Annotated in this window: 13 protein-coding genes and 1 pseudogene; 6 read left to right on the forward strand and 8 right to left on the reverse strand. The window is 52.6% G+C overall.

From position 1 onward, the window contains the following. The first annotated feature begins 32 nt into the window (after positions 1 to 32). Positions 33 to 950: a formylglycine-generating enzyme family protein gene (locus tag BG842_RS16225; protein ID WP_069451565.1), complete on the forward strand. Its 918-nt coding sequence runs from the start codon at positions 33 to 35 to the stop codon at positions 948 to 950. A gap of 101 nt (positions 951 to 1,051) precedes the next feature. On the opposite strand, the pseudogene BG842_RS16230 reads toward BG842_RS16225, so the two are convergent. From BG842_RS16230 to BG842_RS29995, 3 genes and pseudogenes are all read right to left on the reverse strand, one after another. Further along, positions 1,052 to 1,851: pseudogene (locus tag BG842_RS16230) on the reverse strand (YihY/virulence factor BrkB family protein). Positions 1,852 to 1,878: 27 nt separating this feature from the next. Continuing rightward, positions 1,879 to 3,543, reverse strand: a complete 1,665-nt coding sequence (locus BG842_RS16235; protein ID WP_069451567.1) for a sodium:proton antiporter — start codon at positions 3,541 to 3,543, stop codon at positions 1,879 to 1,881. A 108-nt stretch (positions 3,544 to 3,651) separates the two neighbouring features. Beyond that, positions 3,652 to 4,248 carry a hypothetical protein gene (locus BG842_RS29995; RefSeq protein WP_175424182.1) on the reverse strand — a complete coding sequence of 199 codons (597 nt, stop codon included), beginning with the start codon at positions 4,246 to 4,248 and terminating at the stop codon, positions 3,652 to 3,654. A 322-nt stretch (positions 4,249 to 4,570) separates the two neighbouring features. Here BG842_RS29995 and BG842_RS16240 point away from each other — a divergent pair, with 322 nt between their 5' ends. From BG842_RS16240 to BG842_RS16250, 3 genes are all read left to right on the forward strand, one after another. Beyond that, positions 4,571 to 5,749 (forward strand): AI-2E family transporter, encoded by a 1,179-nt coding sequence (locus tag BG842_RS16240; protein ID WP_175424183.1) that lies wholly within the window; start codon positions 4,571 to 4,573, stop codon positions 5,747 to 5,749. A 1,331-nt stretch (positions 5,750 to 7,080) separates the two neighbouring features. Beyond that, on the forward strand, positions 7,081 to 8,037 hold the full coding sequence (locus BG842_RS16245; protein ID WP_069451568.1) for a transcription initiation factor IIB family protein: 957 nt from the start codon (positions 7,081 to 7,083) through the stop codon (positions 8,035 to 8,037). Positions 8,038 to 8,269: 232 nt separating this feature from the next. Further along, positions 8,270 to 8,527: a HalOD1 output domain-containing protein gene (locus BG842_RS16250; RefSeq protein ID WP_069451569.1), complete on the forward strand. Its 258-nt coding sequence runs from the start codon at positions 8,270 to 8,272 to the stop codon at positions 8,525 to 8,527. 19 nt (positions 8,528 to 8,546) lie between these two features. Here BG842_RS16250 and BG842_RS16255 read toward each other — a convergent pair whose 3' ends face one another. Beyond that, positions 8,547 to 9,386 carry a TrmB family transcriptional regulator gene (locus BG842_RS16255; protein WP_175424184.1) on the reverse strand — a complete coding sequence of 280 codons (840 nt, stop codon included), beginning with the start codon at positions 9,384 to 9,386 and terminating at the stop codon, positions 8,547 to 8,549. Between the two features lie 952 nt (positions 9,387 to 10,338). Here BG842_RS16255 and BG842_RS16265 point away from each other — a divergent pair. Both BG842_RS16265 and BG842_RS16270 read left to right on the forward strand, forming a co-directional pair. Further along, on the forward strand, positions 10,339 to 10,830 hold the full coding sequence (locus BG842_RS16265; RefSeq protein ID WP_069451601.1) for an Lrp/AsnC family transcriptional regulator: 492 nt from the start codon (positions 10,339 to 10,341) through the stop codon (positions 10,828 to 10,830). A gap of 169 nt (positions 10,831 to 10,999) precedes the next feature. Continuing rightward, positions 11,000 to 11,377 (forward strand): hypothetical protein, encoded by a 378-nt coding sequence (locus tag BG842_RS16270; protein WP_083252586.1) that lies wholly within the window; start codon positions 11,000 to 11,002, stop codon positions 11,375 to 11,377. Positions 11,378 to 11,602: 225 nt separating this feature from the next. Here the strand turns inward: BG842_RS16270 and BG842_RS16275 are convergent, their stop codons facing one another. The 4 genes from BG842_RS16275 to BG842_RS16295 form a co-directional block, all read right to left on the reverse strand. After that, positions 11,603 to 12,244 (reverse strand): class I SAM-dependent methyltransferase, encoded by a 642-nt coding sequence (locus tag BG842_RS16275; RefSeq protein ID WP_069451571.1) that lies wholly within the window; start codon positions 12,242 to 12,244, stop codon positions 11,603 to 11,605. 96 nt (positions 12,245 to 12,340) lie between these two features. Beyond that, positions 12,341 to 12,631, reverse strand: coding sequence for a transcriptional regulator (locus tag BG842_RS16280; protein ID WP_217493337.1), 291 nt, complete (start codon positions 12,629 to 12,631; stop codon positions 12,341 to 12,343). A gap of 1,400 nt (positions 12,632 to 14,031) precedes the next feature. Continuing rightward, entirely contained in the window at positions 14,032 to 14,406 is a 375-nt protein-coding gene (locus BG842_RS16290) for a hypothetical protein (protein WP_069451572.1), read from the reverse strand. A gap of 218 nt (positions 14,407 to 14,624) precedes the next feature. Next, positions 14,625 to 14,825, reverse strand: coding sequence for a hypothetical protein (locus BG842_RS16295; protein ID WP_069451573.1), 201 nt, complete (start codon positions 14,823 to 14,825; stop codon positions 14,625 to 14,627). Between the last annotated feature and the right edge of the window lie 106 nt (positions 14,826 to 14,931).

A 14,931-nucleotide genomic window follows, 5' to 3' on the forward strand; every position in this document is an offset into this window, starting at 1 on the left:
CGGAACCACCAGGGGACCCACCGGAACCCGAAATGGGATGGATACCAGGCGACACATTCCACATGGGCTCCGAGGAATTTTACCCGGAAGAGGAACCAGTTCAAGCAGTCACGGTCGATGGCTTCTGGATGAATCGAGCACCGACAACGAACCAGGAGTTTGCTGCATTCGTCGCAGATACGGGCTACACGACGCTCGCAGAGCGTGATCCGGACCCCGAGGACTACCCGGGCGCGAACCCAGATGAACTCGTGCCGGGGTCTGCCGTCTTCACACAACCTAACGGGCCGGTGACTCCCCGAAATCCGAATCAGTGGTGGGACTATGTCCCTGGCGCAGACTGGCGACATCCGCTCGGCCCGGAGAGTGATATCAGTGACAAGAGGGACCATCCCGTCGTTCACGTCGCCTACGAGGATGCGAAGGCATTCGCCGAATGGGCGGGGAAAACGCTGCCGACCGAGGCGCAGTGGGAACGCGCCGCTCGCGGTGGGTTGAGGCACAAACGATTCGTTTGGGGTGACGAACACGCGCCTGATGGACAGCTGATGGCCAATACTTGGCAAGGAGAATTTCCGCACGAGAACACGGTCCTCGACGGCTACGAGCGTACTTCGCCTGTGGGGTCATTTCCACCAAACGGGTTCGGACTCTCCGATATGGCAGGGAATGTCTGGGAGTGGACCTGCGATTGGTACAGCGACGACCCAACAGTGGGTGAGTCAGAGTCGCCGTCGTGCTGTACGCCGACGAATCCACGCGGTGTTACCGAAGAACAGAGCGTTGACCCAAGAGACCCGTCAGGCATCCCGCGTCGCGTGTTGAAAGGTGGCTCCCATCTCTGTGCACCAAATTACTGCTTCCGGTATCGACCGGCCGCCAGGTACCCCGAGCCGATCGATACCTCAACCAGTCACGTCGGATTCCGGTGCGTCGTGACTGCAGAGTGAGGGGCTTCGCCAGCACTCAAACGGTGAGATTTGACCAACCTGCCTGATTGGTCAAGGGGCAAGGAGCGACTGTCTTCCATCGAAAACCTCAATCGTCCAGGTTAGACGGTCGACCTTGACGACGAACCATCACTGGAAAGAACGACGTTGAGACAGGCACCGAGGAGGATGAGCAGGCCAATCAAGTAGAGCCAGAGAATAAAAACGATGAAGGTCCCGAACACCCCGAACACCGACACAGTCGTGAAAAACTGCGTGTAGATTCCAAACCCGAACTCAAGAACAATCCACCCGCTGGCTGTAAGGACTGTCCCTGGAATGGCGTTCCGAACCCGGTGCGGTATCGGGGAAGAAGATAGTATAGGGGAAACAACATGAAGCAGAGGAAGATGAACTGTTCGAGCAAGCCTATCGGTCCGAACAGTGGTAATTGTGCCTGAAAAAATGCGCCAGGGAGCGAAACGGCGAGCTGAATTACGACCGAGATGCCCAGCGCGACGATGACGATGGCCCCGTTTCGGATCGTATTGATTGGACTGCCTTCGAATGGGACATCGTATATCTGTGAAAACGCGAACACCAGACTCCGAAAGATCTTCAGGCCGCTCCAGAACAGAAGACCAATACTGAGGAGTGAGGCTTCTGAATGTGCCGCCGGGTAGATGAGCGCGTTTCGGACGAGTTCTTGACCGTCTGGAGTGAGAATTCCAGTGAGTGCCACCTGTTGGAGCACAGTCCGAGCCAGTTCTTCGCCTGCAATCGTGGAGACGATCTGAAAGACCAACAGTAACAGCGGGAGTATCGAGACGAAGGTATAGTATGCGAAGCTAGCGGCCAAGAAACCAAGTTCGTTCTCACGGACGAGCGTGATGAACTGCCGAGCAGTACTTTCTACGTCCATGCAACTCACCGGTGAATCTTCCGATAATCACTGAGTGTGTCCAGTGTCATCCTTGGAATCTTTATCACCTGTATGGCGGTCGTTAGCCATCTCTTCAAGTTTCCCTTCAGTTTCCTCGAGAAGACTGTTCCCGACATCGGTACTGACGATCCCACGTTCCATCGCCGTCTTGATACCAAGAATCTCCCGCCGAACGATCTCACTCTCTGCGGTGAGTTCTTCTTTCTCGCGGAGGTTTGGATGCTCGTCGAGCAACTCCGAAATAGCGCGATTCAGCCGACGTTTCTCGCTTGTATATTGTTCTACGATACGCTCGTAAATTTCCGTTGAGACATCGTCCCGTTGGTGCAGTTCTTCAGCGCCCGTGAGTGCGGCGTCAATCCCGTGCAACCGACCCACTAGCAGTTCATACTGCCGTTCCGCTGCACTGGCGGTGACGATTCCAAGCCGGTCGATGAGTCGTCCCATCGTGAGTCCATTGACGACAAGAGTGATGGCTGCGACGCCAAAGACAAGTGCGGCAAGTTTCTCACGGAGACCCGCCGGGAGGCTCTCGGGGAGATCGAGGACAAGGGCGATAGGGACGGAAGCATGGATACCACTCCAAACCATGACGTGCTGATACGACCGAGAGATTCGATCCGGTAGCCTCCTGTTCATCAATTCGACGAGCGGATAAACGACAACGGCCCGCGCCAGAAAGACGAGGACGACAGCGGCGAGAATTTCCCCGGCATACTTTGCGAGCAAATCAAACGGAGTCGCCGCACCGATGGCGACAAAAATGACGGTGTTTGCGATAAATGCTGCACTCGCCCAGACTGTGCCAAGCGTCAATCGTGTTCGGGCGCTCACCGCATCGCTGCTCCCACGAGTGCCAACAACAAGTCCGGCACCGAGTGTCGCAATGACCCCGCTAACCTCGAGATGTTCCGCAAGTAGGTATACCCCGTACGCAAGGACGACGGTAAACACAAGCCCAGTCATCGGATCGTCGACGAGGACGAGGAGCCGGTATGCAAGATACCCAGCGACCACACCGATAAGAGTCCCCCCGACAATCGCGATCACGATGCCAAGCCCAATGTCTCTGACAATAAGGGACGGTGTGAGAAATTCGGTGGCCGGAATCCCCTCGGCCTGTGCCTCGACAAGCACGGACAGGAGAACTGTATAGAGTACGATGGCGACGCCGTCATTCAGAATACTCTCCCCCTCGATGAGTACCGAGAGCCGTTCGGGTGCCCCGAGCTCATCGAACAAGGCAACCACTGAAACCGGGTCGGTCGGCGTCGCAATCGCCCCGAGGAGGAGTGCAACGACCACGGAGAACTCAAACACGGATGCACCAAGGATGCCGATTACCAGCACCGACAGAATGAGACCGACTACGGCCAGCACCAGAATAGGACTGATGTTATCGCGCAGTTGCTCGGCGTCGATATTCATCGCACTTTGGAAGATCAACGTTGGTAGAATGACGAGCAGGATGAATTCGTTCGTGAGTGGCGTGGTCAGTGGGAGGGGGAGGATGGACAGTGTCAACCCGGCGAGGACGAGACCGACGGTATATGGGATACGGATGACTTTCGTCGTGAACGTACCGACTGCTCCCGCAATGATGAACACAGTGAGGAGTGTAAGTAGCTGTGTTTCGATACTAGCCGCTGGTTGAACCCCACCAGTAACCATTGTCAGAGATACGTTTTCATCATGTTAGACAATCACTGCTGGTAGACAAATCATCTCGGGGTACGTCCCGAGACACTCGCCTCGTACTTCTGTCGACAGCGTCGTCCGTCACTGCGAACTGTTTGATGTCGTCGTCCCTCCCTGCCTTCGCTCTCTGACTGCTCCCACTACCTGTCGAAGGTCAAACGGGGTTATTGTTGTCTCTATCAGACTGAGCTCGGAACTAAATGAGGCAAATTCCGGGGAGAATTGATACCCCGAGAAGGCTTGAGTTGGGTTTATATTGAGCTGCGAGTCTTGCGTAAAGAGAAACGTCGGCGTTCGAACATCTAATCCAACCAACCCGATTATATACCCCGTGTAATTGTCGGGTTGCGATATCTCAGGAGCGGGCCCTCCTCTGATCGGTGTAAGCAGACGTACCGTGTTTACCTGCTCAAGCGTTCCGAGAACCCGAAATGGGAGATTCGGCTGGTAACCGTATAAAAAGACCAATACGTCTTTGCTCTGCTGAAGTGCTGCCCGTTCACTGGTTTGTGCCAACCCTGTAGCGGATCCGGCCACCGACAGACCACCGATCGCACTGGCAGTCACAACCCCGCGCTTGAGAAATGAGCGCCGTGAGTGATTCCCAAGTGTTTTCGACTCCTCTTGTGCTAGTTTGGCATCTTCTTTTCCACTGGCGTCTGTGTTTTCTCCCCACATGATCCGTCTCAACCACGAACAAGTGGATAAAGTTGATAGATTGTTTCTGGACACTCCAATGGGAAGGGCACCGTTTTTGGTATATTATTGAAAGTTATCGGTGGTTATTGTGTACGAAGAGACGGCGTCAATAGAATACGGATGAAACTCCGATTTGTACAGAACCGACAAGTCTCTCCTTCTTGGTCTACTCGGTATCGAACAATACTCGCACTTAGGTTGCTATTGAGTTACTCATAGAGATACTAGCGATTTCAGCCACCTAGATATCCTCTCAATTCCAGCGGCAAAGCTAATTCGATCGGAATCGTATAGCATGGCCATGGGTGGGGAGAGTCCAGAAGCGACACGAATTCGCATTGTACGACCGAATCTTAAATGGTGGATCGCCGGTCTGATAGTGTTCGGAATCATCGCCGCTGTCGCGTTCATATTTCTGCCGTGGGTCGTGCTTGGGCTGTTCATCTATTACGTCGCACGTCCGATAAACCGACGTATTGGTACCCGAATCAGGAGCGAAAATCTCTCGGCCGCAATCACACTGCTTCTCATCGTCGTGCCAATTGTGCTTTTCTTAGGGGTGTTCCTCTCGATTGCAGTCGGACAGTTGGTCACGTTTGCGGCCTCTCGGGAAGCAACACAACTTCTTCAGCAATTACCGATCAACGTCGGAACGATACCGAACGATCCGAACCAATTGCTCGACACAGCAACCACGACGCTAAAGAGTCCTTCTGTGCAATCGGCACTCACTGGCGCGCAAGCCTTCGTCGGTGCCGCTGCATCAAGCGTTTTCATGATGTTCCTGTCGCTGTTGTTGGGATTTTTCCTCCTGGTTAACGACGAGCGCCTCGCTCGGTGGAGCAAAGAGCAGATTCTCGGAAACGATACGTTATCTCTCGACTACCTTACGGCAGTCGATGAGGGCCTGAACTCCATCTACTTCGGCTACACGCTCACTATCTTCGTCATCATGATCTTGACTGCAATCATCTACAACATATTTAATTTCTTCGCGCCAGGAAACCTCCTCATTCCCGTGACGATAATGCTGGCAGTCATCACGGGTATCTTCACGCTAGTGCCACTGGTCGGTCGATCCGTCGTTTACCTCGCCATCGCTGCCGTCCTCGCAGTAGAAGCGATTCAACAGGATCCAACCTCCCTCTGGTACCCCATCGTGTTCTTCCTGTTCATGACACTCGCGTTCGATAACGTTGTGCGCACCTATATCCGGCCATACCTGTCCGGGAAAATGTTCCACCTCTCGCTCGTCATGTTCTCCTATCTGCTCGGCCCGATCCTGTTCGGCTGGTACGGCATCTTCCTCGGCCCGCTCCTGATGGTTATCGTCGTCCAATTCCTCCAGGTCGTCGTCCCAGGACTTCGTGGCGAGGAATCGAGGCCCCGAGTCGACATTGAGCCGACGACTGTTCAGGAGACGGATGATGATTTCGACGACACGACGAAGAGTGGCGAAGCCACTGACGGCGGCCAGTGATCGTGAAGAATTTGATTGTCACTCTTTGGATAGAGTATTTGAATTAGCCACTGTGGTATCACTTCGACTTCTTCCTAACCTCAAAAGCGGCGGTGGGATCCTCCGAGCACCTTGATCCGATTTCTGGCCAGTTCGTGGTGCATATTTAGTGTGCCAACCCTTATTGAAATCGACAATCGGATTCGATTGCTCTGAACAATTGGATCAAAAGTAGTCTGACTTCTGGGATTTTGACCCGTTTCGGGATGACTGATTGGTTTGATAACGGAAGTAGAACGTGCGACTGCAGCGAGGTCGATTTCTCGAATTTGGCCGATTTCGGGTGATTGACTTCCTGTGGGCAGTATAAGCGGCAGTGGGTTATTTATGGCAATGATTCCGTTTAGAATCTCTATATGAAATGCACATTCAGATAATCATATCTGCCCACCCGAGTATTTTACGTTCTTCGAGCCGTGAATTTTGTTCTAGCGTACCTAAACAACTTAGTCATTCATTTGGCACTCATAATTGGGATTCTGACCATTCACGATTGAATGAGCCGTCGCACAATGATGTTCAATCGCAAGTTGATCTACTTGTTGGCAGGAATCAGTCGATGAATTCGCACTCCATGAGCAGTCAATACACTGCATCATTTTGGCGTGTCCCATACCTATTCCATAGAGCATGAATATCTATAAATCAGAGACGTTTTTAGAGTTTCTAGACGTTTGAAGAAGTGAGTGACACTAATCTGTTTAGCTGGTCACTCTCACAGTGTTCCCACATGAGTGATAAGGATTCGCCGAATTCTAACGATGAGGCGCCCTCCAACACAATCCACAATCAGTACGAGTGGCCCTCAACAGAACCGAGCACTGCTGTTGTCGAAACAGTAGCCCAAGCAGAACTGCGATCAGCAAGAACTCAGTCCACTGTACGAATCTCTTGATCCCGACGCCTTCGACATTGGTACTCCCTGACTCGTCGACGTCACCACTGAGAGCTCCGAGAGTCCCGTAGACCACCGATACGTTATCTCTATCGGCGATATGATCGGCGGAGCTACTGGCTTGCACGTGCCTGTATTACGTCCACCGTGACGCCGTCGACACGCACATGACCACGAGTGAAAACGTGACCAACAACGGCACGCTGAATGCTATCTCCTCGGAGGCCGACCAGAACGACGAAGATGATGCCGAGTCTACGACTGTGACTGTGACGGCCTTGTGACCATCCAGTCCTGAGCGTGCGCAAAAGCGGGATCAACACCGCTTCGTGGGTATCGCTGGGATCTCGGACAGAGGGCTTAACCACTTTGAAATCATATATATTGTGGCTAACCAATGATACGCCCTTCCCGTCGGAGAGAACGCGATGAGACCGAGCACAATGCAGATGACTACGAGGGCGTCCAGGGCTGTCCTGAGTGCGACTCAGAAACCCTGCTCACAAGCGCAGACGGAAGCGAAACCGTCTGTGAAGCCTGTGGGTTAATTGTTGAGGAAGAGGCGGTTGACCCTGGACCAGAGTGGCGAGCCTTCAATCACCAGGAGCGCCAACAGAAGTCCCGGGTTGGTGCACCGATAACTGAGACAATGCATGATAAGGGCCTCACAACGAATATCGATTGGAAAGATATGGACGCCGCCGGTAACGCGTTGTCCGCTGACAAACGCAGCCAAATGCACCGACTGCGCAAATGGCAAGGACGTATCCGAACGAAAGATGCCAGCGAACGTAACCTCAAATTTGCACTCTCCGAGATAGATCGGATGGCAAGTGCACTCGGTGTGCCACGATCGGTTCGCGAAGTCGCCTGTGTCCTGTACCGTCGCGCACTCGATGAAGATCTGATTCGAGGTCGCTCGATCGAAGGGATCGCAACCTGTTGTTTGTATGCGGCGTGTCGCAATGAGAATATTCCGCGGAGTCTTGAGGAGATTGCAGATGTGTCGCGTGTTGAACGAAGAGAAATAAGCCGCTCATACACGTATATTGGACGGGAACTCGGTCTCGAGATACAACCGGTCGACCCGAAACAGTATATTCCTCGATTCTGTTCAGAACTTGGGAGTAGCGACGCTGTCGAAGCGAAAACGAACGAAATTCTCGACACCGTGTCATCAAAGGGCCTGCTTTCAGGAAAATCACCCACTAGTTGTGCCGCTGCAGCGATTTACGCCGCGTCACTCCTGTGTGGTGAGAAAGAAACACAGCGTGCGGTTGCTACGGTGACACAGGTCACCGAAGTGACCATCCGCAATCATTATCAAGAACAGCTCGATGCACTCGGTCTCTAGGAATACGCAGTTTTCCGTCGAGGGTGCTATCTAAATGAGAAAACCCGAGCGGCAGTATTGACATAAAAAGAAACCAAGAAAGTTTGCACCTTCATTTCAAAGACAAAATATCGTTTACTTTTCATACAGAGCGTCTATATACGACGTTCTCGAATCGCTCTGACGAGACACACTCATGACCTCACCAGAGGATACCCCTGTTACCCACACCGAAGCACCGAGCACACCGGGTATGCAACCACTGGACGACACCGAGTCGATAACAGCGACAATCGTCAACCGTATTCTCGCACGCGAGAATATCTCGTCCGACGATCTTGTACCGTTGTACGAGGTCATCGATCCCGACGCACTCAACACGCTGTTTAGCCCAACACGAGCGGGCTCACACCGACCGACAACTGGCGCAGTCACGTTTCAATACCAGGGCTATCAGGTGACAGTGACCAGCGAAAACGACGTCGACCTCGAACTCCTGCAGGACGACTGAGGGATCGCGAGACGAGCACTCATTCGTCGCCGGGCATGTCAGGATCGTGTCGCGGTGGTAATCCCGTCGCCATCAATCGCCGGGTAATCACCACAATCCCATTGTCGAATCCTCTCCCAAACACTGCCTTTTCTGTTTCAATCCCACCAGTGTCCGTCTCATGCACCGAGCTCACGAGAATCGTGTTCTTGTCAATCAACAGCAGCCGACTGATCGTCGTGTCGTCATCGGCCTCAAGTGGCGAGCTGTGCAACCACTCCAGCCCCGAGACGAACACTTCTGCATCGGGCAATGCCTCTGCAATCTGCTCACGAAGGTCCTCGGTCTGCGTGCCAACCAGGACATCAAGACCGGTGTCCAGTGCTTCTTGGAGCTGTTCAAGCAACCCGTCAGTAATAACCTCGTCCCGCCCGACGATGAGCACGATCTCTCGTCCGGCAGCATCGATGAGTTGCTGGGTGCGATTGGTAATCGCGGCCGTCCCCGAGAGTGCCCAGACTTCGTGCGTGATTTCCTCATCACCGCCGTTTGATTCTGCAGGCTCGATCGCGGCCATCGCCTCAACAAGCGTGTCCGTCCGCGATTCGTATTCTTGGCGCAATGTCTCGGCGGCTTCCTCAATTGGCACGGCGCGGAATTGCTGGGGATTCGAATGTTGGATCTCGACGAGTCCCTTGGTTTCTAACACTCGGATTGCATCATAGACGCGTGTTCGCGGAACTTCGGAGGTTTCGCTGATCTCTTTGGCCGTTCCTTTCGGGAGGCGTGCTAACGCCACGAAACACCCTGCTTCGTACTCTTTCAAGCCGAGTTGTTGGAGCAATTCGATCGATTGTTGTTGATTAGATAAGTCCTTCATGGGTCCCAACCATTTGCCCGGGAATGCCGGGCGTGTTCATACTGTTCTGTCGTTGTTCACAAGACGGCTGTTGTTGTTGAAGCCACCGAACTCGCCCAACAGCACTGTCCATCATGAATTAGACTATGCGCGTCAATACGTATCAAAGGTACTCATCCCCCAACAGTCATATTGCTAATTCACCAGTGATCACCGCATCTAATCGGATAATCACAGCATTCTAATGCTGAATATGCAAATACTCGTGATATAATTGCTGTTTTCACAGCAGTACCTGGGATGAGCTTGATGAGATCAGTAGTAGGAGATGCAAATTTCTGCCCTTACCAATCAGATATATAATCAGTAACCCACATAATCACAGTAGGGTTATACAGGACTAGCGCAAAGGACGACGTGGTACGGAGTTCTGGTGGGTCCCAACCAATCGCCACTCCGTACCTGGACTGCCACATTTGTGGCAGTTTTCGATCGTGATCAATTAGTCGGGGACGCCACGGTCAGGAAGCACATTTTGATTCTCACTCAGAACGGTGAGCAATGGCTCGATCTCGTTGAACTGCGGCCCCTTTGTCACGCGCTGTGCGTCTTGATCCCAATCGATGAACCCGTGATCTGCTAACTTTGGGAGATGGATGTGCTGCAGTGCGATTGTCTGATCTCGGTTTCCACTGTCCGTCGCTAAACCTCGGGATGGAGCGAGACGATCGGGTTGGGGAGTCTGTTGTGCTAAGGCGACAAGGAGCCGTCGTCGGTGGTGATTCGAGAGGACCGAGAGTTGATCATCGAACGTCATGGTTCCTGAACCCCGACGCACTGTACACGGTTAAGCAACCCTCATTTTGCGGATTGCAAGTCGTTTGAGAAAGTGAGTGACTCATTTAAACGAGGTCTGTTGGAGTTCACTCAGTTTCTCACAGACTATTTACGCCCACTCTCCGTATTCTTACAGATGAGTCGAGGACTCGACAACGTTGATCAGGGCATTCTCTTTCATCTCCAGCGAGACGCACGGAATACCACCACGGAAGAGATTGCTGAAACAGTCGGTGTCTCCGCGAGTACTGTGCGGAACCGGATTTCGCAACTTGAAGACGATGGGATCATCAGGGGTTATCATCCCGAGATCGACTATGAAGCGGCGAACCTCCCGCTTCGTGTCCTGTTCGTCTGTACTGCGCCAGCAACTGAACAAGCCGAATTTGTCCAGAAGATACTTGCTGTGCAGGGTGTGGTCGATGTCCGCGAGATGCTTGTCGGAAGACGGAATATCTACGTCGAAGTCGTTGGAACGAGTACAGTGGATATCACGCGCGTTACGGACACGCTGCACGAGTCTGGTGTCACGATCGAGAGTTCCGAGATCATGCGCGAGCGGCATACCCAGCCGTTCGACCATTTCCATTTCAGTGAAGAAACGGCAGAGGAGCGGCGTGAGAGCTGATTGTTCGACTTTTCCGATTGCGTATTTCACACTTTTGAAGGCCTATAGTGCTGGCATCACACAGTGACTCTGTTACAGAACGACAATTCGCATCTCTCCGTGTGAATTTCACAATCTAACAATATAATTATTAAAAATGATTATCTGTGTGGCCAATCGAGGGTCACGTATGGACGAGGATAGACACGCGATTGGCGATCGTAGCACCACAACAGGACAGCTTACCCTCTTATACAAGCTGCTTGCTGATCACCGGCGTCGGGTTCTCCTCCAGTATCTTCGCGATACAGAGGCTCCCATGCCGATCTCTGCGTTAGTGACGGAGCTGACACAGCGTGACGAGCACGTCTCGCCGGATGAGAACAGAGACACAGAGATTGCGATGCATCATATCCACCTCCCGAAACTCGCTGATGCAGGGGTAATTGAGTATGATCAATCCGCTCAGCAAGCCGCCTATACCGCCCCACCGCAGGTTGACGCATTGCTTGAGGACATGCTAGTGACGGTTTCGACTGGGGAACAGAAATCCTCACTACAGGAATAATGCGGCTCGGCTACTAGTTTTATCGTTTTCTCCACTTTGTCACCCTGTTATCAAGTAGACTGCACCGTCTGCGTGAAGAGTATCGGCTTCGAGAATTTGGCACCTCTCGGTCGGCTGTTGGCAGTGACGTCCTATGGATTCAGCACACACTCATGGAATGCTATTCGTTCACGTTTCGGAAACTCCGCACGGCTGAGCTTTCGATGGAAGGCTGCCGATGTGGTGCTATCGGGTGGCGATGATGACACCGACCGACTCAGTGATGATCTCGATATCGATGAGCGTGAAACCTGCATCCACGAGGAGATTTGCGACGGTTCCCATCGGTGGCAGCGTCTCGTACTCGCTTGGGGACTGCACCGGCCCGAAACGCATCTTGTCGGCGACCACTACACACCGCGAATTCAGCGACGCGAGACCATCGATGGCGGCGCGTAATTCGTTCTCTCCCCCTTCGTCGTAGGCCATGTAGAGGGCATAGCTGGCGACGACGACGTCCACCGGTTCGTCAACGTTCGGTTCACGGAACGACCCGTGGCCGAACGAGACGTTCTCGATGCCGCGTTGCTCAGCCTTCTCACGGGCGTATCGGAGCCATTCGTCGTAGATGTCCCGTCCTAATACGTGGTCACACCTCGACGCAAGTTCGAGAGCGACGATGCCGGTACCCGTACCGATGTCGAGTACCACGTCGTCAGGCTCGATGGGCGCGTGCGCGAGAAGAGACGACAGACACATCTGGTACACCTCGTCTGCCTCGCTGTCCGCATCGTAGTCCATCGGGGTGTAACCGTGGTAGTCGCGTTCGGTGTTGGTCATCCGTACGGTGAATTGGATGTGCTGATGGATAAGGGTCTCAAGAATCATCGCTGACACATACTACCGACTCGCTCCCTCTATGCAGCACGCTCACAGAAGCATATCAACGTTTGAGGATTTCAACAAGGCCAAAATGTTCGAGAATTACGGCCAATCGTCGGGTAACTCATCTGCATGGTTACTCATCAAGGTGAGCAGTGGGGCAATCTCATCGAAGTTCGGCCCTCGACGGATCGTCTCCGTGTCTGGGTTCCACTCGATATAGCCTTTGTCGGCCAATTTCGGAAGATGGACGTGGTGGAGCTGCGTTTTCAGTGCTGTGAGCTCGTCGTCCGTAGCGTCTGACGTGAATTCATCTTCATCGCGTGGATTGTCGTCTAACACTGCCAACAGGATGCGGCGGCGGTGTGGAGAACTCAGCATGTCGAGGCTCATATCGAGTGACGTGGAAGTGGTCGGGTTTCTCATGGTGGTGTGACTGGTATTGCGGGACATATCTACTAGAATGCGTTCCGCGTGCCGACCACGCGAAGGGAACGAGGGAGTGACCCTGCACGGCCGGTGAATCCGGCTCAAGCGGCCCCTTTATGAGTGGGGCACAAACACACAGTGGGTACGTATGATTTCGTATTTATATACTCGGTCTCCCTGACGGATACGTCTGTGGGGCAACACCTCCGGATGACACACATAATCCATTCCCCGTAGTGAGCACGAGAAGAGATTCATGTCGATAAGGGCCAACACAGCCGATGATGCGGTCATCGTTCTCGCAGAGAGACTCTCATCGGTCGCTGTCAGTGACAGTCCGTATGCTGATCTACAGAAGCCCGTCTCCTGAACGAGCCCAGCCCACTTCACAATCACTCAGGCTCGTGTGTGTCCACACTTGCTTAATGCAAAATGTAGGAGTATGAATGCCGTCGTACTGTGAGCAACGTCGATTGAATATTTGGTGTATAAGCAGAAGTGGACTACCTTTGGGGATCTTTGATGAAATCTATGCACAGCTCGTGATGTGTATTTAACAAAACTTTACGAGTATGCGCAGCAAGTGGTCGCCGATATTCATAGTAAGTAGGGTGGTTAGTTCTTTATAGTATCTGTCGTATTGAACGGTGTCCATCGCTTCTTACGTCTATTGTAATTGTCTACTTTTCAGAAGTTTTGATGTGTGATCGTCTAGTGCGGTACTCATTCACGAAATATTTACACGGAACTGAGTAAGTTTTTTCTGTGTCCCTCTCCTACCCAGTAGTGATGAAACAGAAAGCAACGCAACACACCTCGCAGCAGCCAGAAATCAAAGTGATCGACAATGATGTGGCAAGACGTTGTCTTCCTTGTTGGAAACGTCTTCTCTCTCATTGCTCTCCTCCCTACCCTCCGCGACTCTATGGCAAACGTCCCCTTTAGCACGAGCTTCCCATCTGCGGTGATCGGCCTTGTCTACGCAACTGCGTTCCTCACTATGGACATGGCACTTTCCGCTCTCGGCGCATTCCTCACCGGCAGTATCTGGCTGGCTATCGTTGCCCTCCGCTCGCCGCGCCCACTCCGGGACTCATCCCCGATGTCGACGCCTCAGACGGAATCCAAGAACGCAACGCACTCCGCCCCCTCACACGCTGACTAATCCGATTTTAGTACTGATACATGGACTAAAACTCTTTACTTAGAAACGTACCAGGTCTATCTCCATAACACCAGGAAGCCAGGTCTCTGCCACCTAAAATCACATGCAGTGAACCACCTCGAGACCCTGTTTTCTAGCGTTGATTCCTATTGACCGATAACAGACGAAATCGATAACCGATGTGTTCTATTGATAACAATCAGTTATCGTGCTCTCGGAGACGGTGCGTGAGCTGACCGGCATTAGTCCAGCCACGCACTTTTTCGCTCTCTCGATCGTACTTGATAACATCGTGCTCGGCGAGCAGTGGCAAATGCTCGCTCCAGACGGCCTCCATGATCTCTTCAAAGAGTCGAGTTGATCTGTCTCCCGAGCATGCCTCCAACTCTTGGTAGGTGAGGTGTTCGATCAGCGATTCGACTTCGACCGGACCGTCCTGTACTTGTAAGAACGAAAGTATCACTCGTCGCCGGCGGTTCGCAAGCAATTCATTGATTTCCGTTTCTGAAAGCCTCTGGTCGGTTTCTTCGTTAGTGATGCTTTCGAAATCGTCGGTCGCTTTTCCAGATATCATGCAATAATTATGTATTTGTTATAAGTAGGTTGCTTGGCCATTCTTCACGTCGGTGCCATTCATACAGTCTAAACAGCCATGCACAGTGTTTTGATTATCACCGAAGACACGTGCGAAATCACGGGTGACAAAACTCCCGCAGTTCTGACATTGTGTGTCTGCGATTCGTGACTTCATTTGCTTCGGCGTGGTCGCTCTTGACATGAGTTATCACCACTCTACATGTTGTTTGCGCGCTGTTTGCTCGTGGTGCCACACTGCTGGCACTCCGTGACGCGATAGGGCTCTCGGGAGAATGCTGCATTTGAATTGTCTTCGTTCTCGGTGACGATTTCGATCGTCACTTGGTGGGGCGTCATCGCATCACAGTTCTCGCACAGTTCGCCGGATTGACTGTCAGTAGTTGTTGTGGTGACCATGATTTTGGTAGGTCCGGTGGACTGCACTGCATCTCGATCAGTTGCACGTTGCTACAGTAGGATAGAACAATGAGGAACCCTCTTTACCTACTGTCTTTGAATGCAA

It is taken from the genome of Haladaptatus sp. W1, from assembly GCF_001723155.1.
Lineage (GTDB): Archaea > Halobacteriota > Halobacteria > Halobacteriales > Haladaptataceae > Haladaptatus > Haladaptatus paucihalophilus.